The organism is Pseudoalteromonas sp. APC 3250 (assembly GCF_030407915.1).
GTDB lineage: Bacteria > Pseudomonadota > Gammaproteobacteria > Enterobacterales > Alteromonadaceae > Pseudoalteromonas > Pseudoalteromonas tetraodonis.
This window is the reverse complement of record NZ_JASDCM010000022.1, coordinates 15,841-38,517: the sequence shown is the minus strand read 5'-3', so window position 1 is coordinate 38,517 and position 22,677 is coordinate 15,841. Positions and strand designations below refer to the sequence as shown.

Sequence of the window (22,677 nt, the reverse complement as noted above, 5' to 3'; positions counted from 1 at the left end):
CTTTACTTGGCCCCAAAGATGTTAAAAAGGGGAGCTTAACATTTTTAGGCGGTATTGGCTGTTCAAGAAGTCTAAATAATTATCATAAGAGAGTGCTTTTGCGTACAAATAGCCTTGGGTACGGTCAGCTTTCATGGTGTTGAGCAGCTGGTGAACTTCTTGAGTTTCTACTCCCTCAATCGTGATAGTAAGGCCCAAGTTATGCGCCATATCTATGGCTGTTTGCACAATGACCTGATGAGCCCGGTTATCGGTTAAATCAAACACAAACGACTTATCTACTTTAAGTTCACTAAAGTGATAGTTAACTAAGTAGCTAAGTGATGAATAACCAGTACCAAAGTCGTCTAACACCACCTTAACGCCCAGTGTGGCGAGTTCACCAACTAAGGTGACTAACGCATCTTGATTTTCGACAAACGCTGATTCAGTCAGCTCAAACTTCAATAAATGAGGGGCAACCTGATACTTTATTAAAAGGTTTTCTACTTTTTCGGTTAAATTGGCAATGGCTAGGTTTTTTGCACTTAAATTAACGCTAATACTATGTTCAGTTATGCCCTCATTTGCCAGTTTTGCAATGTCTTTGCAGGCTTGCTCTATCACCCAAAGTGTTAATTCATTAATAATACCGGTGTGTTCGGCAAGTAGAATTAGTTTTTCTATGGAAATGTTTTTAAACTCAGTATTAGGCCAGCGTAGTAGAGCTTCGGCACCATTGACACTGTTATCTTTTAAACTAATTTGTGGTTGATAAAACAGAGCGAGCTGATCCGTTCTTATCGCTTGTTGAAGCTTAGCAGCAAGCGCAACGTCCATAGCTAAACTGCTGTTCGCAGATGATGAGCTTACCTTACTTAGACTATGTTTAGCGTTATGTAATGCCAAGTAGCCTCGTTTCAACCAAAATTCAAAGTCATCACGTTTACCAAAGGCACTAATCCCCACGCTGTAATTGAGTTGTAAGTCTAGCCCTTTGATTTGATAGGTTTTTGGTAACTTATTTACTACCCTTTTTAATAACTCTTCGAGCGTGTGTGGGCTTTGGTTTTTAGTCGAGATACAGGCAAAAACACCGCTACCTAAATCAGCAATTTTAGCGGGTTGATTAATGCCACTACTTAAGTTAAAAAATTCTCTCTCAAAGCTCAATTGGCATTCTAATTCGTGCGCAACATGCTTAATTAATTCATATCCTTGGGAGGGCGTAATAATGGTATTTAGCGAGTTAAAATGACGTATTTTAACCAAACATAAAGTGGTGGAACGTTGCTGGGCTTTGAGTGCCATAAAGGCATACTTTAACTTTGCGCTATTGAGCAGTTTTGTTTGCTGGGTATGCGTGGCATGATATAAAGCGCGCTCACGCTGATAACGAACCCGATCGGCAAGTGCCATGGCCATGAGGACAATTTCACACAAAATGGCCATTAAAAAAGCATGACGTATTGAAAAGCTATAAGTGATAACGCCTGTAAGCTCTAAAGGCTGAATGGCTGCACCAATAATCAATGGCACCCATGAAAATACGTAAAACTTAGCCCATCTAAAGCCACTTTTTAATTTGTTATAAATTAAAATAAAGCAGACGATATAAAGTAATCCCAAAATTACAAAAAATATGGGGGCAGCTATATTTTCGGGAATAAAAAAGCTTAATGTACCGAGCACTAGCATTAGCCAGAGTAAACCAACACTTAATTTATAACGCCAGCAACGGTCTTTATGATATCGCAAAAACATGGTGCAAAAAGCGAGAGTGAAAAACGCAATAGTGTAATTAACGACAATTATTTTTTCGTGAATAAACAACTGCCATTCTAGCGGCCATAAATAAAAACCAAACCCCAGAACGGTGCCCATTAATGCTATAGCACTAATAATGTAGCCAATATAAACTAAGTACACGCGGTCTTTAATGCCAAAATAGAGTAATAGGTTATATAGTGAGGCCATTAATAAGACACCCGCGAAAATTCCCCAAATGCCTGTTTGTGAGCGAACTAAGTCAACAAATACATTATGGCGATATAAGTGAATTGGAGTTTTACTGATCCCCACGGTATCTATTTTTATAATTAGTCGTTGTGTAGATTGGCCATCGAGGTTAAAGCGAATGTGGGGCACGCTGTACTTAAATAAAGTAAGACGTGGCTCTTTATCGCCAAGCTTATAAGTGTCGAGTAGTTGGTTGTTACTATTGAGCCTATATATAGTGAGGTGATCCACCATCGGGTTATCAAAGTGGGCAACCACATCTTCTTGTTGGCTGCTTTTGTTTTCTAAATCGAGGCGTAACCAATAATTTTGCTGTTCAAAGCTCCAAGGTATATCGTTAAATTCTTGCTGTGTAAATAGCGCCTGCTTGGTTATTACTTCTTCAAAACTTTGTGTTTTGCTTTTGTCTATGTAATACGCATGATCAAGATAAACAGGGGTTATTTTATCTATGGTATAGCGTGATGGCATCACAAAGTTTGTTGCCAATGTGCTGATAATAAAAAAGATAAAAATAAGTATTACAACTGCTACCGCATGGTAGCGCAAGGTTTTAAATTCCAATATTAACCTGTGCCCTGATTGTTTTTTTATAGTGTAGCAGTAAAAAGCGCAGATAATCTGCGCTTATAAAGTTTAATGAGTAAAACTCAATAATTATTGTTCACGAGCAATTGCGCGATAGGCTATATCTGTACGGTATTCCATGCCATCCCAGTTGATTTCATCAACCAGTTTATAGGCACGCTGCTGCGCTTGTGTAACTGTATTACCCAGTGCAGTAGCACACAGTACACGACCACCGGCAGTCACTATGCTATCGCCGTCTTGCTTAGTCCCTGCATGGAAGACTTTTTCGCCTTCAGGGTAAGTTACTTTCAAGCCACTAATCGCATCGCCTTTCGGGTAGCTATCTGGGTAGCCTTTAGCGGCTAAAACAACACCTACTGCAGCGCGTGAATCAAACTCAATGGTGGTTTTATCAAGCTCTACACGGTTAGCAGCTTCAATCAATTCAACTAAATCTGATTGCAAACGTAGCATCATAGGTTGTGTTTCAGGATCGCCAAAACGACAGTTATATTCAATAACCTTTGGTGTGCCGGTCTCATCTATCATCAAGCCTGCATACAAAAAGCCAGTGTACGGATGGCCTTCGCTAGCCATACCTTCTACCGTTGGGTAGATCACTTCGTTCATAATGCGTTGATGAATTTCATCAGTCACTACCGGTGCCGGAGAATAAGCGCCCATACCGCCAGTATTTGGGCCAGCATCGCCATTGTAAGCGCGTTTATGGTCTTGGCTGGTTGCAAACGGCAGTACGTTTTTACCATCAACCATGACTATAAACGACGCTTCTTCACCTTCTAAAAACTCTTCAATGACTACACGACTACCGGCGTCACCAAAGGCATTACCCGCAAGCATATCGCGAATAGCCTCTTCAGCATCGCGTTCGTCCATAGCAACAATCACGCCTTTACCAGCCGCTAAACCATCGGCTTTAATAACAATCGGTGCGCCTTTTTCTTTTAAATAGGCAAGCGCAGGGTCGATTTGTTCAAACGTTTGGTAATCAGCGGTTGGGATAGCATGACGTGCTAAAAAGTCTTTAGTGAACGATTTAGACCCTTCAAGCTGGGCAGCGCCTGCTGTTGGGCCAAAAATAGCTAAGCCGTGTTCACGAAACTTATCAACAACACCTAATACTAGCGGCACTTCTGGACCAACAATGGTTAGCTCAACATTATTTTGCTGTGCAAAGCTAAGTAGTCCATCAAGATCTTCAACGTTAATTGCTACGTTCTCAAGTTTTGGCTCAAGGGCTGTGCCCGCATTACCTGGAGCAACATAAACAGTGTTTACTTTTGTATTTTGAGCGGCCTTAAACGCAAGTGCGTGTTCGCGGCCGCCGCTGCCAATGACTAATACATTCATGGCGAATTTCCTATTTAAAGCGGTTTTTTAAATTTCAGCGTCATACGGTCGCTTTCACCTATGGCTTTATATTTAGCGGCATCTTGCTCGCCAAGTCTAAGGCTCGGTGGAAGGGTCCATACCCCTTTAGGGTGATCGGCTGTATCAAGAGGGTTTGCATTAATATCGCTTTTTGCTTCAAGTTCAAAACCTGCTTGTTCAGCAAGTGCAATAACCACACTCTGCTTCATATAACCTGATGACTTTTGCATTTCATCGGCTTGCTCTTCGGGTAGGCGGTGTTCAACCACACCTAAAGTGCCGCCAGGTTTAAGTGCTGTATAAAATGACTTAAACGCATTGCTTGCAGCTTTTTTATCTTTACTCATGTACCAGTTATGGACATTACGAAAAGTAAGTACCATATCGGCGCTACTTGCAGGAGCAATATCTAAATGAGTAGAAGGAGCAAACTCAGTAAGTTTAACGTCACTAAAGCGGGCATCTTCAGCGATTTTAGCTTTAAAACCAGCAAGAGAACGTTGGTAGTAACCTACCGATGAATCAGCAGGAAAATGCGCGGCATAATAGGTGCCTTGCTCTTTTAATGCTGGCGCTAAAATTTCACTATACCAACCACCGCCAGGCGCAATTTCTACCACAGTCATTGTTGGTTTAAAGCCAAAAAACTCGAGGGTTTCTACAGGATTGCGGTATTGGTCGCGTTCACTGCTGCGCTCGCTTGCTTTAACTGCATTTGTTAATGCTGAGTCGTGGCCATGGTTGTGTGCTAATGCCATTGTTGAACTTAATGACAATGTGGCAACCAGTAGAGATTTTAGTGCAAATTTCATCGTCTAATCCTTCACATTATAATTGTTAGTCATGGTTATAGAATAAGCAGAATACGTGAATTTGATGCAAACAAAAAGAGCTAACTGAAGCAGTTAGCTCTTTAAGCGATTAATGGCGGAAATGGCGCATACCCGTAAACACCATTGCCATACCGGCTTCATCAGCGGCGGCAATTACTTCTTCATCGCGCATTGAACCACCCGGTTGAATAACCGCGGTAATACCTGCTGCGGCTGCAGCATCAATGCCATCACGGAATGGGAAAAATGCATCTGATGCCATGACTGAGCCTTTAACTTCAAGGTTTTCATCAGCGGCTTTAATACCGGCAATTTTAGCTGAGTAAACACGGCTCATTTGGCCTGCGCCAACACCAATGGTCATACCGTCGCGGGCATAAACAATGGCGTTTGATTTAACAAATTTAGCCACTTTCCAACAGAACAGTAAGTCTTTAAGTTCTTGCTCAGAAGGCTGGCGCTTAGAAACAACCGTTAAGTCGCCTTGCGTTACCATACCTAAATCACGGTCTTGAATTAGAACGCCGCCATTAACGCGTTTAATGTCATGGCCTGTGCCTTTAGCAGAGAACTCACCACACTCTAATAAACGTACGTTTTGTTTAGCTGATACTATTTGAGCGGCTTCTGCACTCACGCTTGGCGCAATAATAACTTCAACAAATTGACGTTCAACAATCGCTTGTGCAGTTTTTGCGTCAAGTTCTTGGTTAAAAGCAATAATGCCGCCAAACGCTGACGTTGGATCAGTTTTAAAGGCGCGATCGTATGCTTCTAAGATATTGTCGCCAATTGAAACACCACATGGATTAGCATGTTTTACAATAACACACGCCGGTACATCAAATTCTTTAACACACTCAAGTGCGGCATCGGTATCGGCAATATTGTTAAACGATAATGCTTTACCTTGCAGTTGAGTGGCTGTCGCCACTGACGCTTCAGAGATGTCATTTTCAACATAAAACGCGGCATCCTGATGCGAATTTTCACCGTAGCGCATATCTTGTTTTTTAGTGAATTGCATATTGATAGTACGAGGGAACTTAGTATCTTCAGCCGCTTCCTCTGTGTAATCAGGAACCATTTTACCGAAGTAGTTAGCAATCATGCCATCGTACTGCGCTGTATGCTCATACGCTGCAATAGCTAAGTCAAAGCGTGTTTTGTAGGTTGTTGAGCCGTTGTTATTTTGCATTTCGCTAATAACACGGTCGTAGTCGCTTGCGTTAACAACGATCGTCACATCTTTGTGATTTTTAGCTGCCGCACGTACCATCGTTGGGCCACCAATATCGATGTTTTCAATAGCATCTTCAAGGCTGCAGTTTTCTTGAGCGACAGTATTCGCAAAGGGGTATAAGTTAACTACAACGATGTCGATAGCAGAGATATTGTTATCTGCCATTACGTCTTCATCTTGGCCACGACGAGCAAGAATGCCGCCATGAATTTTTGGATGTAGGGTTTTTACGCGACCATCCATGATCTCAGGGTGACCGGTGTGATCTGATACTTCAGTTACTTTAATTGCATTGTCAGCAAGTAGTTTACACGTGCCGCCAGTTGAAAGTATTTCAACACCTTGTGCTTCTAGTGCACGGGCAAATTCAACAATACCGGTTTTGTCTGACACACTCAAAAGTGCGCGACGTATAGGACGATGTGTATCCATTGTAGTTTGATTTCCTCAGTTAATGAGCTAGCTTAGAAGCGCGTATTTTAACTGATTACGACTCAAAAAACGACTTATAACGACCCATAAAGCGTGAGCATTTTGCAATTTCGTTAATAAATTTTACAAATAAAAAAAGCACCCTAAGGTGCTTTTTACTCAAAATACTTTATACCAGCTGTATTGGATTAGTAAGCAATTATAACGACAAAGAAATAAGTCAATAACAAGGCAAAAATTTTGCTGTGTAGTTATTCTACATAAAAAATTTTTAACGCAGTTAGGGGCTTATTTAGCTCGTTAGAATGATTACGGTTTCAATATAGCTGGTATTAGTTCATACCGTATTTTTTAAGCTTTTTACGTAAAGTACCACGGTTGATACCTAGTAAAATTGCCGCACGAGTTTGATTGCCACGTGTGTAAGTCATTACTTCTTCAAGCAATGGCGCTTCTAGCTCAGAAAGAACAAGGTCGTAAACGTCTTGCACATCTTGACCGTTAAGCTGCTTTAAGTAGTGGTGAACAGCTTTTTTCACTGCATCACGCAATGGCTGCGGTTTCTCGTGTGACTGAACATGAGGGTTAGTGATAAATGGAGAAGTCACGTTTTGTTCGAACATTATAAAGTCTCTTTCTTTCTTAGTTAGCTGCTAGTGTTTTAAAGTATTGCTCTAATGCGACGACCTGTGCCTCTGAATTGTCGAGCGCATTAAATACTCGCCTAAACTGACCGTCACTGTCATGGGTTTGCAAATACCAAGATACATGTTTGCGAGCGATTCGTGCTCCCATTGGCTCACCGTAAAACACATGGAGGTTGGTTAAATGCTCCATTAAAATACTGCGCACCTCTGCAATAGCAGGTGGCTGCATATGTTCACCAGTTCGCAAATAGTGGTCTATCTCCCTAAATATCCAAGGGCGACCTTGGGCGGCTCGACCAATCATGATGGCATCTGCACCCGTATAGTCCAAAACCTGCTTTGCTTTTTCAGGTGATGTAATATCACCATTAGCAACCACAGGTATCGACACTGAACGTTTTATATCCCTAATTGTGGCGTACTCAGCATCACCTTTGTACATACATGCGCGCGTGCGCCCATGTACAGCCAGTGATGCAATGCCATAACGTTCAGCTATTCTTGCAATCTCTACACCATTACGGTTGTCCTGATCCCATCCGGTACGGATTTTAAGTGTCACAGGTATATCAACCGCGTTTACTACGGCATCAATAATCTCTTCCACGAGTTCTGGAAACTGTAATAAGGCTGAGCCTGCAAGTTTCTTGTTCACTTTTTTTGCTGGGCACCCCATATTGATATCTATGATCTGTGCACCGTTTGCAACATTGAATTGTGCGGCCTGTGCCATAAGCTCAGGGTCTGCTCCTGCAATTTGCACCGCACGTATACCCGACTCACCAGAATGATCCATCCGGTTCATCGACTTTTCGGTTTTCCAAACCTTCGGATTAGACGACAGCATTTCAGACACAGCAAGGCCAGCGCCTAAACGACGACATAGCTGTCTAAATGGTCTGTCCGTTATGCCCGCCATAGGCGCGACAATGACATTATTCTCAAGTTGGTATGAACCGATACGCACGATATTCAATAGGCCTCTTTTCAAGGGGCGCTAAGTTTACGGCTTTTTACGCAAAAATCAAAGGCTATAAATTGAACAAAAGTGACTTTTTTTTGCTCTTTTCGTATTGACATTTGATAACCGTATGACGAAGCGGTTTATTTGTGTGAATTTTGAACGGCTGTTACTTTTATAATAAAAAATCTTTATTTTTTATTATGTAAAAAAATAGTAAAGCCTGTTAAATACAGGCTTTAGATACGACTTTTGAGTTAATACTCTAAATTTTTTAATAACGCACTATTACGCTTTTTTAATGCCACTTACTCGGGTCCAATCGCCTTCAATGGCAATTTCATCGAGCTCAATAAAGGGCGCGTATATGTCAGCAACCGATTGTGCTTGTTCTTCTAAAATTCCCGACATCGCAATTTTACCGCCTGGCTTTAATAAGCCTAAAATAACACTATGAAGCTCACGCAGTGGTTGCGCTAAAATATTTGCCACTACAATGTCAGCAGTAAACTCAGGTTGATTTTCTGGCAGGTACACTTCAAGCTTGTCAGCAACACCATTGCGATTAGCGTTATCTAGGCTTGCTTCCAGCGCTTGTGGGTCAATGTCTATCCCTATCATGCGCTCAGCACCCAATTTTATTGCTGCAATGCCTAATATGCCTGAGCCACAGCCAAAATCGACCACGGTTTTACCAGTTAAGTCTTGGCTTTCTAACCATTTTAAACACAGTGCCGTGGTGGCGTGTGTGCCAGTACCAAAAGCAAGACCTGGATCAAGTAGTACATTGACTGCGTCTGGGTCTGGAATGTCGCGCCAGCTAGGACAAATCCAGAGTTTTTCGCCAAATTGAATAGGGTGAAAATTATCCATCCACTCACGTTCCCAGTCTTTATCTTCGAGTTGCTCAATTTTGTAAACTAAATTGTCTTTTAGCTCATCATGGCGTTTTAATAACGCAACCACTGCGTTCATATCGTGATTAGCTTCGAACAAGCCAATTACTGTGGTGTCAGCCCAAAATACAACAGTGCCAATTTTAGGCTCATAGATAGGCGTGTCTTTAGCATCAATAAAAGTAACAGAAGCACTGCCTGCTTCCATTAATAGGTCACTTACTGCATCAGCGGTTGCAGCATTGGCATTGATACGGATTTGGATCCAAGCCATGTTTATTTCCTTGAAATAGAAAAAAGGCCGCTACAGCGGCCTTTTAAATTAACTTATAATGTAACGCTAGATTATTTAGCGTCTAAAAAGCTTTTCAGTAAATCAGAGCGAGAAGGGTGACGTAATTTACGCAGTGCCTTCGCCTCAATTTGACGAATACGTTCACGTGTTACGTCAAACTGTTTACCTACTTCTTCTAACGTGTGGTCGGTATTCATATCAATACCAAAACGCATACGTAGTACTTTCGCTTCACGGGCTGTTAAGCCAGCAAGCACGTCGTTAGTTGCGCCACGAAGAGACTCCATTGTTGCCGAATCGATTGGCGAATCAATAGTGGTATCTTCGATGAAGTCGCCTAAGTGCGAATCTTCATCATCACCAATAGGTGTTTCCATTGAAATTGGCTCTTTTGCAATCTTAAGTACCTTACGGATTTTATCCTCAGGCATCATCATGCGTTCAGCTAATTCTTCTGGATTTGGCTCACGACCCATTTCTTGTAACATTTGACGTGAAATACGGTTCAATTTATTGATCGTTTCAATCATATGTACTGGAATACGGATTGTTCTTGCTTGGTCAGCAATAGAGCGCGTAATTGCTTGACGGATCCACCACGTAGCATAAGTTGAAAACTTATAACCACGACGGTATTCAAACTTATCAACCGCTTTCATCAGACCAATGTTACCTTCTTGGATTAAATCTAAGAACTGTAAACCACGGTTGGTGTATTTTTTAGCGATTGAAATTACAAGACGTAAGTTTGCTTCTACCATCTCTTTTTTAGCACGGCGCGCTTTCGCTTCACCAATACTCATGCGACGGTTTATATCTTTAATACGTTCAATGCTTAAGCCAGTGCTTTCTTCCATTGAAGTAAGTTTGCTAATACAACGAAGTATTTCAGGCTTCACTTCTTCAAGTTTAGCTGAATGCTTTTCGTTTGCTGCAATTTCAATATCAAGCCATGCTGTGTCAGTTTCGTTGTTTGCAAAATGCTTAACAAAGGTTTTCTTTGGCAGCTTTGAAACTTGAACTGCATGCTTCATGATAAGACGTTCTTGAACGCGAACTCTGTCCATCATTTCACGCATGTTATTAACCATGCGATCAAACTGTTTAGGTACGAGTTTAAAGGTTCTGAACAGCTCACCGATTTCTAAAATAGCGGCTTGAGACTCTGGATGAGAGCGACCTTTCTTATCGAATGTTTCACGTGCTTTGGTGTATAAATCACGTAAATTTTCGAAATGGATGCGCGCTTCTTCAGGATCTGGACCTGTATCTACTTCTTCTTCGTCTTCATCATCGCTGTCATCGTCATCATCGTCGCTGTCATCAAGTTGTTTTTCACTTAATTCAGAACCAATGTTGGTGGCAGCAATAGGTGGTGCTTCTTCTGCATCAGGATCGAAAAAGCCAGAGATAATATCGCTAAGACGCATCTCTTCTGCTTCAAACTTATCCCACTGTTCAAGTAGGTAAGTGATCGCTTCTGGGTATTCAGCAACCGAAATTTGAACTTGGTTAATGCCTTCTTCAATACGCTTAGCGATAACAATTTCGCCTTCACGGGTAAGAAGTTCAACAGTACCCATTTCACGCATATACATGCGAACAGGGTCAGTTGTACGGCCAATTTCTTTTTCTACAGTAGCAAGGGCTGCAGCGGCAGCTTCCGCTGCGTCTTCGTCTGTCGTGGTTTCTTGCATCATTAATTCATCGGCATCAGGCGCGTTTTCGCTAACCTTGATACCCATGTCATTAATCATGCTAATGATATCTTCTACTTGATCTGAGTCGATAATATCTTGTGGAAGGTGATCATTAACTTCTGCAAAAGTTAAATAACCTTGCTCTTTACCTTTTTGAATCAGAAGTTTTAATTGTGACTGAGGAGTTGGATCCATAGAGATTGTTTCTTCCACTCTGATAAGTTGATACAACAGGCGCCATCATGGAGTTTGCTCAAAGGCTAACCAGAATAATGTGACGCAGTGAATAGCACAGTATAACAGCCTAAATCAAATCTGACTAGCTGTTCGTTGCTTTTAACGCTGTCATTAGTAAATGACATTCTAGTCGTTCGTCGCTATTTAGGCCCTGTGTCTTGTCTTTTATTAATAGGGTCTCTAGTCGATAATTTAAACACTGATCTTCAATAAATTTGAAAGTATTTTGGAAAACAGTCTCTAAACGCTCTTCATTTATTTGATGTTGCCATGTCGCTAACTTAGTTAATGGCTCGTAGTCATCGGTGTCCCGAAATGATTCAAGAATTTGTGCGGTGGTAATGCCATCTTTTTGTAATGCTTGATGTTGTAGTCGCAATAATAAGCCAATACCCGCAATATTCATTTGAGCTAAATCGGGTAAATAGGGCACACTTTTAGCCAAGTTAGGGTGCTGAATTAAAATCCCTATTGCTTGGCGCATGGGTGTAATTTTAAATTTTCGTTCAATTGCTTGCTGCTGTTTTGGCGTTTTTAAGTGATTATTGAGTTGCTCACGGGTGCGGCCAATCAATCGCCCAAGTTGCTCTAGGATATTTTCTTGGTAAAACTCACTTGGGATCTTTTCAATCAGGGGCAGTGCCGCACTGAGTAACTTAGCCTTACCGGAATCTAGTGTTAAATCAATCTCTTTACTTAGTTTATTAAACAGCACTTTAGTGAAGTCATCTGCGTTTTCAAGGCGTTGCTCAAAAGCTGCTTTACCTTCTTGTTGTACGAGTGAATCAGGGTCTTCACCATCGGGTAAAAATACAAAATGCAGTGCTTTGCCATCGTTTAAGTAAGGCAACGCATTTTCGAGTGCGCGCCACGCAGCATCTTTACCTGCACGGTCACCATCGTAACAACAAATAACTTTATCTGTGGTTCTAAATAAAGTGTGCATGTGCTCGCTGGTTGTCGCTGTACCAAGGGCTGCTACGGCATATTCAATACCTTGTTCTGCCAGCGCTACTACGTCCATGTAGCCTTCAACAATCAGTACATGGTCAAGCTTCTTGTGTGCTTGTTTAGCTTCATAAAGCCCATAGAGTTCAAAGCCCTTATGAAATATGCGCGTCTCCGGAGAGTTTAAATATTTAGGCCCTTGATCGGCTTGCATTACTCGCCCACCAAAAGCAATAACGCGGCCGCGTTTATCACGAATTGGAAACATTAAGCGATCACGGAAAAAGTCGAACTGTTTGCCTGGGGTTTTCTCAGATGCGAGTTTAAGCTCAACTAATTGTTCTTTTTGTTCTTGGTTTCGCCCAAGTTGTTGGCAGAGCCCTTCCCATTCGCTGGGCGCATAACCTATCATAAACTTTTTAACGGTTGCACCGCTTAAGCCGCGACCTTTAACGTAATCGATTACCGCTTCAGAGTTACTGTGATGTTTTAACTGATGTTGATAAAAGCGTGCTGCATGCAGCATTAGATCATAGTCTGAACGTTTTTGTGCCGCTGTGCGCTCTGGTCCATTACTGCTCCCTTGTTCGCGAGGAACATCAAGGTTAAGTAAACTGGCTAGTTCCTCAATTGCATCAACAAACTCGAGTTTGTCATACTCCATTACAAAAGAAATAGCATTGCCGTTAGCGCCACAGCCAAAGCAATGATAAAACTGTTTATCTTGCGATACGGTAAATGAAGGCGACTTCTCATTATGAAAAGGACAGCAAGCTTGATAGTCTTTGCCCGCTTTTTTCAACCCTACCTTTGAGTCAATCAGGTCGACAATATCGGTTCGTGCCAATAAATCATCGATAAAGTTGCGTGGGATCTTTCCAGCCATTGTTTAAAGTACAGCCCTAAGATAAATAGAAAAGTGATGAAAACGAATTATAATACGCAAAGATTTGAACACAAATGCATAATTTTTTGAAGTACTAAATATCTAAACGAAGAAACCGAGCTCAAGGCTCGGTTTACTTCAATCATACTAAATGTATGTGGGGGTATTAGGCAGTTAATCGTTGCTTAATTAAACCTGAGATTTTGCCCATATCGGCACGACCTTCGGCTTTGCTTTTGATTATACCCATTACTTTACCCATGTCTTGCATACCTGCTGCGTTAGTATCAGCAATAGCCGCGTCAATGAGAGCAATAATTTCTTCTTCACTCAATTGTTGAGGTAAAAAAGCTTCAAGTGCTGTAATTTCATTGGCTTCAATATCAGCTAAATCATCACGCCCAGCATCTTTGTACTGAGTGTAAGAGTCGCGACGTTGTTTAACAAGCTTCACTATAACGGAGGTAATACCTGCGTCGTCTAGTGTTATTTGCTCGTCAATTTCACGTTGCTTGATTGCAGCAAGTACCATACGAATAGGGTTAAGACGTTGTTTGTCTTTGGCTCTCATCGCATCTTTTTGCGCATCTTTTAGCGTTATTAAAAGGCTCATTTATACAAGACCTAATATATTAGTATAATTTAACGCGACGAGCGTTATCACGAGAAAGTTTTTTCATGTGACGTTTAACAGCAGCTGCTTTTTTACGCTTACGCTCAGCTGTTGGTTTTTCATAGTGCTCGCGACGACGAACTTCTGAAAGGATACCTGCTTTTTCACATGAACGCTTGAAGCGACGAAGTGCTACGTCAAACGGTTCGTTCTCTCTTACTTTAATTACTGGCATTAAAAATTCACCTACCTAAATTATGAGCGTTGCTCAAGTTGATCAAACATTGATCAAGTGGTTCAAAAATGGTGCGGTATTGTAATCCGAAGCAACACCACATGTAAAGGATAATATTAACAGAAACACAGCAGCTAAAACAGTGTTAATTTATATGGCGTTGGTACAGCCTACAAAAAACCTGACCTGCCTTTTTCTCTTTAATTAACAACCAGTTATTTGGTGCTTTAAACGAGGTTAGCTCAGTTTCTACTTCAACATATATCAATGCTTCGGGGTCGAGCCATTGATTATTTTCCAATAAATCACAGCATGATTGAGCTAAATTTTTGCGAAATGGCGGGTCAATAAAAACCAAATTAAATGTGTCACTGGTGTTTTTTCTCTCTAAAAACGTCAGTGTATTGGTATTAACGACTTGCGCGTTTTGTGCATCAAGCGTCGCAATGTTTTGCTCTAATTGTTTTGCTGCTTGTGAATCAAGCTCTATGAATGTGGTGTGTTTTGCAAAACGCGACAATGCTTCAAATCCCAATCCACCGGAACCGGCAAAGCAATCGAGAGTGTGCGCATCGCGGGTATCGTGCATCAACCAATTAAACACCGTTTCTTTAATTCGGTCGGTTGTAGGACGCAGACCTTGAACATCTTTTACTGGCAGTTTTCGACCGCGAAATTGGCCGCTAATGATTCTAATAACCCCATCAGCTGATTTATGAGTGGTGTTATTTTGTGTGGTTTTTTTTCTCATTTAACTCACTAAAAATTGGTATCTATGATCTAGCTCAGATAATATTGCAATCATATCACGGCGTGTCATTTTTCAACTGCGCTAAAAGTGTTACTATTATGCACCCTCGAGGATAACGTGTTGCTAAAAGCAATTATTTAGGCTTAAAAGCACGCTATCATTATCGTTAGTTTATCAGATTTTTATAAGTGGTTATTAGCAAGTATGGCAAAAAAAAGTAAATTCATGTCGTGGCTCGGTTTTGGCAAGTCAGATAAAAAACAAGCAGAAGCTGATAAACAACAAGCATTAGCAAAAGAGCAGGCAGAAAAAGCCGAGCAAGAACGTTTAGCTGCAGAGCAAGCTGAGGCAGAGCGTTTACAGGCTGAAGCAGAAGCCGAGCGTATAGAACAAGCTCGAATTGCAGCTGAACAAGATCGTTTAGCACAAGAGCAGGCAGAAAAAGCCGAGCAAGAACGTTTAGCTGCAGAGCAAGCTGAGGCAGAGCGTTTACAAGCTGAAGCAGAGGCCGAGCGTTTAAAGCAAGAGAAACAGGCGCAAGCACAGCGCGCAGCGGCAGAAGAAAAACAAGCGATTGAACACGCTAACGCAGAGCTATTAGCTAAACAGCAGGCAGATGCAGAGCAGCAAAGACAAGAGCAAGCCAAACGTTTAGCAGAACAAGAAGCGCAAATGCAGTTAGAGCAAGAGCGCATTGCAGCAGAAAAAGCTGAGAACGAGCGTTTAGAACAACAGCGTATTGCAGCAGAACAAGCTGAGAACGAGCGTTTAGAACAACAGCGTATTGCAGCAGAGCAAGCTGAGAACGAGCGTTTAGAACAACAGCGCATTGCAGCAGAGCAAGCTGAGAATGAGCGTTTAGAACAACAGCGCATTGCAGCAGAACAAGCTGAGAACGAACGTTTAGAACAACAGCGTATTGCAGCAGAGCAAGCTGAGAACGAGCGTTTAGAACAACAGCGCATTGCAGCAGAGCAAGCTGAGAATGAGCGTTTAGAACAACAGCGCATTGCAGCAGAACAAGCTGAGAACGAACGTTTAGAACAACAGCGTATTGCAGCAGATCAAGCTAAGAACGAGCGTTTAGAACAAGAGCGTCTGGCTGCTGAAGAGGAGTCTGAACGCCTAGAGCAAGAGCGACTGACCGCAGAGCTTGCAAAGGAAGAAGCTATAAAAGCGGAAAAACCTAAAAAAGAAGGTTTTTTCTCTCGCCTCAAAAAAGGCTTACTGAAAACACGCGTTAATATTGGTTCTGGCTTTGCCTCAATTTTCAGCGGTAAAAAAATTGACGATGAGTTATTTGAAGAATTAGAGACTCAGTTACTCACTGCCGATCTTGGTGTTGATACCACCATGAAGCTAATCGATAGCCTGACCGACGCCGCTGATCGCAAGCAGCTTAAAGATGGTGATGCGCTTTATGAATTAATGAAGCAAGAAATGGCAACTATGCTGAAAACAGCAGAGCAGCCTTTAGAAATACCAGCAGACAAAAAACCTTTCGTTATCCTTATGGTAGGTGTAAACGGCGTAGGTAAAACCACCACCATTGGTAAAATGGCGAAACAATTTCAAAACCAAGGTAAATCGGTAATGCTTGCTGCCGGTGATACATTTAGAGCCGCAGCAGTAGAGCAGCTTCAAGTTTGGGGTGAGCGTAATAGTATTCCTGTTATAGCTCAGCACACTGGTGCTGATAGCGCCTCAGTGGTATTTGATGCCTTTCAAGCCGCTAAAGCGCGTAATGTTGATGTGTTAATTGCCGATACAGCAGGGCGCTTGCAAAATAAAGATAACTTAATGCAAGAGCTTGAAAAAATAGCCCGTGTGATGAAAAAAGTAGACCCAGATGCACCGCATGAAGTGATGCTGACAATTGATGCTGGCACAGGCCAAAATGCTATTAGCCAAGTAAACTTATTTAACCAATGTGTAGGTTTAACGGGTATCACACTATCAAAGCTTGATGGCACCGCTAAAGGCGGGGTTATTTTTGCCGTTGCTGATAAGTTTAATATTCCTATTCGTTACATTGGTGTAGGTGAAAGTATTGATGATTTACGCACCTTCAAGAGCGATGACTTTATTGACGCGCTATTTAGCCAAGATGAGGACGACGTTTAATTTACCAAAAGGGAGCCTGCTCCCTTTTTAATTGCAAGGAATACCAATTGCGTTAGGACGTTTAATGAGGTTGGCATAATAAAAAATGATAAATTTTCAGCAAGTAAGTAAAACCTATGCCGGTGGGCATCGCGCGCTTGAAAAAGTGAGTTTTCATATAAAACCAGGCGAACTGGCTTTTTTAACGGGCCACAGTGGTGCCGGTAAAAGTACACTTTTAAAGCTTATTAGCTTGATGGAACGCCCCTCTGCGGGTAATGTGTTTATCAATGGCGTGGATTTAAATAAGTTAAATTCACGACAAATTCCGTATGCACGCCGCGACATTGGTATTATTTTTCAAAATCATCGTCTATTAGAACGATATACGGTGTTCGATAACGTTGCTTTGCCCTTAATTATTGAAGGGACTCACCACAAGCAAATTGCCAAGCGTGTGCATGGCGCGCTCGATAAAGTGGGCTTGTTAGATAAAGTACGCTGTCATCCCTCCACACTCTCTGGCGGTGAGCAGCAACGTGTAGGGATTGCACGAGCCATTGTTAATTCTCCTCCTATACTATTAGCTGATGAACCTACCGGTAACCTTGATCCTGAGTTATCGATGGAAATATTACGCCTGTTCGAAGATTTTAATAAGCATGGCACCACGGTTTTAATTGCCACCCATGACTTGGGGTTAGTATCACGAATGAAGTATCGTAGCTTAACGCTTCATGATGGGCGGATGAGCCAAGATCCACTGGCTGAGGGTGTATTATGAGTTTACTGTTCAAAAGCCGTCAAAATAGTAATGATAAACAAAAAAAATCCGTATTCTCTGGCGGTTACTTTTTCATTATTAATATTTTTCGCCAAGGTGTGTACAGCCTAGGAGAAATGTGGCGCACGCCATTAGCCTCTATGATGACTATTGCTGTTCTGGGTTTGAGTTTAACCTTGCCCGCGACGTTATACTTAGTGGTTAAAAATGTGCAGCAAGTGAGCAGTGGTTTTGAGCAAGCCAGCGAAATATCCTTGTTTGTAAAAGAGGATATGAGCGAGCAAGAAACACAAACTTTAGTTAAACGCTTAGCGCTATATCCTGAAATACAAAGTGTGACTTTTATTTCTCGCACTGAGGCTTTGGATGAATTCAAAGAAATGTCTGGGTTTGGTCAAGCTTTAGAATACCTAGATAGTAACCCATTACCGAATGTGGTTTTAGTTACACCAACCCAGCGACATAGCCAACCTAATGCGGCTAAGCTATTGCTTAAAAAACTTGAAGGTGAACGCGAAGTTGATTTTGGTAAGCTTGATATTGCTTGGCTTGAACGTTTAAATGCATTACTCAGTTTGTTAAAAGAAAGTGTAATTACGATTGCGCTATTATTACTTACCTCAGTGACGCTTATTATAGGCAACACAATTCGTTTATCTATTATGGATAAAAAAGAAGAAATACAGGTAATGAAGCTCGTAGGGGCAACTAATACCTTTATTCATGCCCCCTTTTTATGGACTGGCATTTGGTATGGCGTGATTGGCGGGTTGTTTGCTTTTATTTGCGTAGCATTAATGATGTGGTGGCTATCTGCTGCGGTAAGCAGTGTTGCAGGGGTATATCAAACCAGCTTTACGCTAATAGGGCTTAGCCTTAATGAATTTGGCGCGTTGGTATTGTTGGCCACTAGCTTAGGCTTTATTGGTTCTTACTTATCGGTTAACCGTTACATCTCAGAAATAGAACCCGATAAGGTTTAGGGCCCTAATATAATTCTTAAAACTGTCATGTTTTAAGTTTAAAATTATAAAAAAGCCAAAGCAAAAAGATTAATCTTTGCTTTGGCTAAACCAATTCATAGGTTATTCAGTCGCCTAGTGTAGACTGACTTAACACTAAAAAAACCACTTGATTTATGATTCAAAAAAGTTTTAAATTCAAGTTAGCACTCTTACTAAAAGAGTGCTAAGATGGTTTCAAATGTTTATCACCGAGGTGAAAAATGAGTAAAGATTTATACGCAATGGCACTTACAGTTGGGCAACAAAGCGCAAGTATGGATGGCTATCTTCAAGCTGTTAGTACTATTCCTATGCTTAAAGTTGAGCAAGAGCAGGAACTTGCAAAAAAACTTCAGGAAGAAGGCGATCTTAGTGCTGCAAAGCAACTCATTATGTCGCATTTGCGCTTTGTAGCGCACATAGCTAAAAGCTACTCGGGTTACGGGTTACCACAAGCTGATTTAATTCAAGAGGGTAACATTGGACTGATGAAGGCAGTAAAACGTTTTGACCCATCAGTGGGTGTACGTTTGGTTTCATTTGCGGTTCATTGGATCAAAGCCGAAATTCATGAGTTTGTGCTTAAAAACTGGCGTATCGTAAAAGTTGCGACAACCAAAGCGCAACGTAAACTGTTTTTTAATCTTCGTAAAAACAAAAAACGTTTAGGCTGGTTTAATCAAGCTGAAGTTAGCACAGTAGCGAGCGAGCTAGGTGTGAGTGAAAAAGAAGTGCGTGAAATGGAATCGCGTATGAGCGGCCAAGACATGGGCTTTGATTTAACGGGCGACGATAACGACGATGCGCCAACCAGTACTTACTCACCAGTGCAATACTTAACGGATGGTTCTGCTGACTTAGCCGATGATATTGAGCAGCAACAATGGCAAGAGCAGTCGCATACGCGATTATTTAGCGCTTTGAAAACCCTCGATGAGCGTTCTCAAGATATCGTTAGCGCACGCTGGTTGTCAGATGATAAAGCAACACTGCAAGAGTTGGCTGAAAAATACAGCGTATCAGCAGAGCGTGTTCGCCAGCTGGAAAAAACAGCAATGAAAAAATTACAAAGCGCGATGAGTTAATCGTACTTAAAAAGTTATAAAGCCCTGCATGAAAATGCGGGGCTTTTTTTTAGTTAAAAAAAGAGGTTAACAAAAAGTATCTTTTTTCTTATTTTGCTTACCTCTAGTCACATCTGTATATCTTTTAATTAAATATACCCTAGTTAAAGTTAATGAATAAGTTTGGTTTTAATTTAAATACATGATTTTAGTTTGTTTTTAATTTGGGTATATGAAAATATTCGCGCACCTGAGCGACTTGTCGTTCAAACCGTAGCCTAAATTAAATTATTAATTGCTGTGCTTATTGCCTTTCAATTTCATTTAACGCGAGTATTTACACTCAATATGAACTCATATTCACTAAAGAAAAAGATCTTGCTATCGGTGGTTCTTGCCCTAGCCGTTATTATTGTATTGCTATCGTGGAATAGCTACACCTCTCAAAAAGCGTTACTGTTAAAAAGCAGTATTGATAATGTAAGTCAGTCTGGTAAGCAACAAGCTGCGAGTATTGAAGATTGGCTAGCTAGTCGTCAGCAGATCATAGAGTCAGTTGCGAGTAAGGTTGAGGACAATACGCTCAGCGCATTACAGCAAGCCAAAGTGTCGGGTGGTTTTCAATTAACTTACTTTGGAGATAGTATCGGGAAAATGACTGACTCTGATCCAAGTATTGATCGAACCGGCTACGACCCGCGCACTCGTCCATGGTATAAACAAGCACAGCTGAAAAATGGCACCGTAATTACCAAACCTTATTTAGATACTGCGTTTAATCAGTTGGTTGTTTCTATTGCTAGAACAACACAAAGTGGCGTGGTAGCGGGTGATTTATCGATTGAGTCTTTAGTTAATGATGTTAATACTATGTCTTTACCGGCAAATGGGTATGCCATCATGATGCATCAAGATGGCACTGTGATTGCCTATAAAGACACTAAAAAAGTAATGGCAAATATTACGCATATTGACTCGAAAATAAATCACCAATTCATTTTATCTAATAGTCAAAACGGTGAATTTACTCCCCTTTATTTTAAAGATGAAGGCCGAGAGAAGCTTGTTTGGGGTGAAAATATAAATAATACCGATTGGCAGTTGCTATTTGTACTGGATAAAGAAACCTTAGAGGCACCGCTAATTAGTTTATTAGTAACTCAACTCGTATTAGTCAGTGTGGCACTTTTATTGAGCGTGTTGGCTATTTCATGGTTATTAAGTGTGTTGCTTGCGCCGTTAAGCCGAGTATCTCAAGCGTTATCAACAATTGCTGATGGTAACGGTGATTTGACCCAGCGTATTAGTGTTGATACACAAGATGAAGTTGGGGTACTGGCTGATAGTTTTAATCGCTTTGTAAGCAGCCAGCATGAGCTTATAAGCCATATTCGCCAGTTAGCTACTGATTTAGATTTTGATGCAGAGAAAAGCTTAACCACCAATCAAAACAGTGTCAGTGAGTTGCAGCGTCAGCAGCAAGAAGTGGCGATGGTTGCCACTGCGGTCACAGAGATGGCAAGTGCAACCCATGAGATTGCTGCTAATGCCGAAAATACCGCGACGGCATCACAGCAGTCAGCGCAAAGTAGTCGTGAAGGTAAACTGTTAGTTGATAAAACCAGAAATACGATTAATTCACTTGCGGGTGAAATAGACCAAACAACCACCGTCATTGGCGAACTAAGCTTACATGCTCAGGCTATATCGAGTATTTTGACTACCATTCAAGAAATTGCTGAGCAAACAAATCTCTTAGCACTCAATGCCGCAATAGAGGCTGCCCGTGCTGGTGAACAAGGGCGTGGCTTTGCAGTGGTTGCCGATGAGGTGCGTGTACTATCAAGAAGAACGCAAAACTCCACAGCAGAAATTTACACCACCATAGAAACCTTACAAAATACGACCAAAAAAGCAGTGAGCTTGATGGACAGCAGTAAGGGGTATGCTAACAATAGTGTGGATGATGTTAATGCAGCAGCTCATGCACTAGAGGAAATCACATTAGCAGTGAATGAAATTTCTGATATGGCGGGTCAAATAGCGGTTGCAGCAGAAGAGCAAACGCAAGTGACTAATGAAATTACTAGAAATACGGTCGCCATTAAAGATGTAACCGATGAAATTACTACCTCAGCAACTGCGCATTTAAGCCAAGCTGAAGTATTAAAAGACAGAGCTACAGATTTAAATGCCAAAGTAGCGACGTTTATTTTATAAATATAATGTGTTTAAGTGAGTTAAATTAACTGACGGGGTAAGGGGGTTACTTACCCCATCAGTTTAATGAAATAGCTTCTTGCTGAGCTATTTGTACATATTTACGTTCGACCAGTTGCGATACTGGCACCAGTTCAAATCCTTGCTCACTTAATTGCGGCAAAGCGTGGCGTAAAAAATCGATGGTTTCGGGATAGGGATGCGCTATTGCAATGGCAAACTGATACTTAGTTGCTTTTGATTTTAGCTCTTCTAATCTTAATTGTAGTTGCTCTGTGGTCGTTATATTGTCTAAAAATACATGTCGGCTAATATTTTCCACTCCCAAAAAGTTGGCTGCATTCTGAGCTTGGCTTAATTCAGTTGTACGGCTATCAAGAAAATACAGCTGGCGTTTTTTGAGTACTTCCATGGTCCATTTCATTGCTTGGCTTTGTTGAGTCAGCGCAGAGCCCATATGGTTATTAACTCCTTTAACTTGCGGTAAACTGGCCAGCGCATTCCCGAGCGTTTGTTGAAGTTGTGCTTTATCCATATTTAAAGTGAGCGCACCAGGCCCGAGTTTTTTACCATTTAAAGCCTGCATAGGAACATGCAACAGGAGCTCTTTATTTGACTGACTAGCAAGGGTTGCAAATATTTGAGAATAGGGGGTGTGGGGCAATATTGAATAGGACAACTGCCCAGGTAAACTCAGGAATTCTAAATCACGTTGATGATAACCTATGTCATCGATCACTATGGCTATTTGCTTGGCTTTAACAGCACTCGATGTTGCAAATAAGGCTAAAAACAGCCCAGCTAACACCATTAAATTTATAGTTTTCACGTTTTATAATTTTTATTATCTTTGTCGTGTTTAAAA

At 41.3% G+C, this 22,677-nt stretch carries 18 protein-coding genes; 5 read left to right on the top strand and 13 right to left on the bottom strand.

From position 1 onward, the window contains the following. Positions 1–21: 21 nt before the first annotated feature. The 12 genes from QL986_RS17040 to rsmD all read right to left on the bottom strand — a co-directional run bounded on the left by QL986_RS17040 (position 22) and on the right by rsmD (position 14,637). Entirely contained in the window at positions 22–2,562 is a 2,541-nt protein-coding gene (locus QL986_RS17040; protein WP_290191744.1) for an EAL domain-containing protein, read from the bottom strand. 93 nt (positions 2,563–2,655) lie between these two features. Further along, entirely contained in the window at positions 2,656–3,939 is a 1,284-nt protein-coding gene (gene purD, locus QL986_RS17035) for a phosphoribosylamine--glycine ligase (protein ID WP_290191743.1), read from the bottom strand. Positions 3,940–3,953: 14 nt separating this feature from the next. Next, entirely contained in the window at positions 3,954–4,772 is an 819-nt protein-coding gene (locus tag QL986_RS17030) for a methyltransferase (RefSeq protein WP_290191742.1), read from the bottom strand. 109 nt (positions 4,773–4,881) lie between these two features. Next, positions 4,882–6,468: a bifunctional phosphoribosylaminoimidazolecarboxamide formyltransferase/IMP cyclohydrolase gene (purH, locus tag QL986_RS17025; RefSeq protein WP_290191741.1), complete on the bottom strand. Its 1,587-nt coding sequence runs from the start codon at positions 6,466–6,468 to the stop codon at positions 4,882–4,884. Positions 6,469–6,800: 332 nt separating this feature from the next. Beyond that, entirely contained in the window at positions 6,801–7,091 is a 291-nt protein-coding gene (gene fis / locus QL986_RS17020) for a DNA-binding transcriptional regulator Fis (protein WP_002957804.1), read from the bottom strand. Between the two features lie 19 nt (positions 7,092–7,110). Further along, positions 7,111–8,082 (bottom strand): tRNA dihydrouridine synthase DusB, encoded by a 972-nt coding sequence (dusB, locus tag QL986_RS17015; protein WP_024601713.1) that lies wholly within the window; start codon positions 8,080–8,082, stop codon positions 7,111–7,113. A 282-nt stretch (positions 8,083–8,364) separates the two neighbouring features. Further along, entirely contained in the window at positions 8,365–9,246 is an 882-nt protein-coding gene (gene prmA, locus QL986_RS17010; RefSeq protein ID WP_008114871.1) for a 50S ribosomal protein L11 methyltransferase, read from the bottom strand. A gap of 71 nt (positions 9,247–9,317) precedes the next feature. After that, positions 9,318–11,162, bottom strand: coding sequence for an RNA polymerase sigma factor RpoD (rpoD, locus tag QL986_RS17005; protein WP_028835594.1), 1,845 nt, complete (start codon positions 11,160–11,162; stop codon positions 9,318–9,320). Positions 11,163–11,286: 124 nt separating this feature from the next. Continuing rightward, positions 11,287–13,038, bottom strand: a complete 1,752-nt coding sequence (gene dnaG, locus QL986_RS17000; RefSeq protein WP_058155287.1) for a DNA primase — start codon at positions 13,036–13,038, stop codon at positions 11,287–11,289. Positions 13,039–13,204: 166 nt separating this feature from the next. Then, the gene (locus QL986_RS16995) at positions 13,205–13,651 is read right to left on the bottom strand and encodes a GatB/YqeY domain-containing protein (protein ID WP_016899740.1); all 447 of its coding nucleotides are present in this window, start codon (positions 13,649–13,651) and stop codon (positions 13,205–13,207) included. 19 nt (positions 13,652–13,670) lie between these two features. Continuing rightward, a complete protein-coding gene (gene rpsU / locus QL986_RS16990; protein WP_002957797.1) occupies positions 13,671–13,886 on the bottom strand; it encodes a 30S ribosomal protein S21 in 216 nt (71 codons plus the stop codon). A gap of 145 nt (positions 13,887–14,031) precedes the next feature. Further along, positions 14,032–14,637 (bottom strand): 16S rRNA (guanine(966)-N(2))-methyltransferase RsmD, encoded by a 606-nt coding sequence (gene rsmD, locus QL986_RS16985; protein ID WP_013465959.1) that lies wholly within the window; start codon positions 14,635–14,637, stop codon positions 14,032–14,034. 204 nt (positions 14,638–14,841) lie between these two features. Between rsmD and ftsY the strand changes: the two genes are divergently transcribed. The 5 genes from ftsY to QL986_RS16960 all read left to right on the top strand — a co-directional run bounded on the left by ftsY (position 14,842) and on the right by QL986_RS16960 (position 21,812). Then, a complete protein-coding gene (gene ftsY / locus QL986_RS16980) occupies positions 14,842–16,761 on the top strand; it encodes a signal recognition particle-docking protein FtsY (RefSeq protein ID WP_290191740.1) in 1,920 nt (639 codons plus the stop codon). Positions 16,762–16,846: 85 nt separating this feature from the next. Further along, positions 16,847–17,524 carry a cell division ATP-binding protein FtsE gene (gene ftsE, locus QL986_RS16975; RefSeq protein WP_013465956.1) on the top strand — a complete coding sequence of 226 codons (678 nt, stop codon included), beginning with the start codon at positions 16,847–16,849 and terminating at the stop codon, positions 17,522–17,524. Beyond that, entirely contained in the window at positions 17,521–18,507 is a 987-nt protein-coding gene (gene ftsX / locus QL986_RS16970; protein ID WP_028835596.1) for a permease-like cell division protein FtsX, read from the top strand. Before ftsE ends, ftsX begins: the two co-directional genes overlap by 4 nt. 242 nt (positions 18,508–18,749) lie before the next feature. Next, positions 18,750–19,613, top strand: a complete 864-nt coding sequence (gene rpoH, locus QL986_RS16965; RefSeq protein ID WP_013465954.1) for an RNA polymerase sigma factor RpoH — start codon at positions 18,750–18,752, stop codon at positions 19,611–19,613. Positions 19,614–19,940: 327 nt separating this feature from the next. Next, positions 19,941–21,812, top strand: coding sequence for a methyl-accepting chemotaxis protein (locus tag QL986_RS16960; RefSeq protein WP_290191739.1), 1,872 nt, complete (start codon positions 19,941–19,943; stop codon positions 21,810–21,812). A 58-nt stretch (positions 21,813–21,870) separates the two neighbouring features. Here the strand turns inward: QL986_RS16960 and QL986_RS16955 are convergent, their stop codons facing one another. Continuing rightward, positions 21,871–22,623, bottom strand: coding sequence for a divergent polysaccharide deacetylase family protein (locus QL986_RS16955; protein WP_013465952.1), 753 nt, complete (start codon positions 22,621–22,623; stop codon positions 21,871–21,873). Between the last annotated feature and the right edge of the window lie 54 nt (positions 22,624–22,677).